The sequence below is a fragment of the Nocardia sp. BSTN01 genome (assembly GCF_015354405.1).
Taxonomy (GTDB): domain Bacteria; phylum Actinomycetota; class Actinomycetes; order Mycobacteriales; family Mycobacteriaceae; genus Nocardia.
Map to the genome: position 1 here is coordinate 1 of NZ_JADKYP010000142.1, position 1,466 is coordinate 1,466.

Sequence of the window (1,466 nt, forward strand, 5' to 3'; positions counted from 1 at the left end):
AGGCCAGGTCAACTGCGGGGCAAGGTCAACCGCGGGGCAAGGTCAACCGTGCATAGTCGCGGCCCCGGGGAAGCGGTTGCCTGCGCAGGGAGGTGTGGCACTCTCGCCCGGGACGCCGCGGGTCAGGCTCACGAGACGGGGGCGTCGGAGGTGATTTCCGGGGCCAAAGGTGCGATGGCGCCGATGATTTCGCCGAGGGTCGGCTCCTGCACCCCGGCGGCGACCAGGGCGTCGGTGAGGTGGGCTGCGACGAGGGTGAAGTGGTGCATGGTGATGCCGCGGCCCTGGTGGACCTGCTTCATCGGGGCGCCGGTGTAGGGCTCGGGGCCGCCGAGGGCGGCGGCGAAGAATTCCACCTGGCGGCCCTTCAACCTCGACATGTTGGTGCCGCTGAAGAAGCCGGCGAGGTCCTCGTCGGCGAGGACGCGGACGTAGAAGTCCTCGACGACGGTTTCCAATGCCTCGTGCCCGCCGATCTGCTCGTAGATCGACGGAGCGGGCGCGGACGGGGCTGCGGACGATTTCGAGAAAAGTGACGAGATTCGCATGAAAACAGGAAATCAGCGGGGTGTTTCACCTCCGTTAGTTGTGTGTCGCCGACGGGTTGCCCCGTGTAGAAAGACGATTGCTCCGATCTCACAATCGCCGCGAACGGGCTGCGAGGTTTCTCTCGCTGCGATGACGAGCAAGCGGTCCGGATGCGCGGCCGCCGCGATCTTCGTGCGCACCGTGGGACGGCCGTCCCGTATCTCGGTGCGCGAGCCTGGCGCCGTGACGCTGGAACCCGCACAAGGTCCGCGGCGCATGAAACTACTGGGCCGGCATGGCTGGCACCGCCCGGCTGGGGGCCACGCCGGAGAAGGCCAGCGAGATGACGAAACCGGCGGCCTCCTCCAGCTGACGTGCGCGATCCAGACCACCCAGCACCACCGGTACGGCGCCCACGTCGCGGACCAGTTGTTCGGTGGTGCGCAGGGCGGCCGGGTCGTCGCCGCAGATCGTGACCCACGGCGGCAGGTGCGTCGTTCCGGTGTCGGCGGATTCGGCTGCGGCCCATTGTTCGCTCGGGAACAGATGGAATGCCTTGACCACCCGCGCGCCCGGCGCGAGTTCCCCCACGCGCTGTGCGTGTGAGGTCCCCGGCGGCACGCGCAGCACGCCGACTCCGTGGTCGATCGCATTGGTCGCGTCGATGACGGTTAGTCCGGACAGCGTGCCGCCGGGAGCGCCGACCGCGCGCAAAATTTCCTCCACGCCGGTATAGGCCACCGCCAGCAACACCGCTTCGGCGCCGGCCCACGCTGCCGTGCCGAGGTGGGCCTCCGCTCCGGTGCCTACTGCCGAGGGCGAGCCGGCGTCGGCCACCGGCCGTGCATCCAAGTCGGCTGCCGAGTGCGAGTCTGCGCCGACTGCCGACCGCGAATCCGTTGCGGCTGCTGACCATCCCGCTGCGCCTGCCGTGTCCG

At 69.2% G+C, this 1,466-nt stretch carries 2 protein-coding genes; both read right to left on the reverse strand.

The features are described 5' to 3' along the window. Window positions 1-128: 128 nt before the first annotated feature. Window positions 129-548 carry a group 1 truncated hemoglobin gene (locus tag IRT45_RS36180; protein WP_194810246.1) on the reverse strand — a complete coding sequence of 140 codons (420 nt, stop codon included), beginning with the start codon at window positions 546-548 and terminating at the stop codon, window positions 129-131. A gap of 262 nt (window positions 549-810) precedes the next feature. Continuing rightward, window positions 811-1,365 carry an NADPH-dependent F420 reductase gene (locus IRT45_RS36185; RefSeq protein WP_194810247.1) on the reverse strand — a complete coding sequence of 185 codons (555 nt, stop codon included), beginning with the start codon at window positions 1,363-1,365 and terminating at the stop codon, window positions 811-813. Window positions 1,366-1,466 lie beyond the last annotated feature (101 nt).

Coding starts and splice junctions, on each gene's coding strand:
- IRT45_RS36180 (WP_194810246.1), bottom strand. CDS start 548: ATGCGAATCTCGTCACTTTTCTCGAAATCGTCCGCAGCCCCGTCCGCG.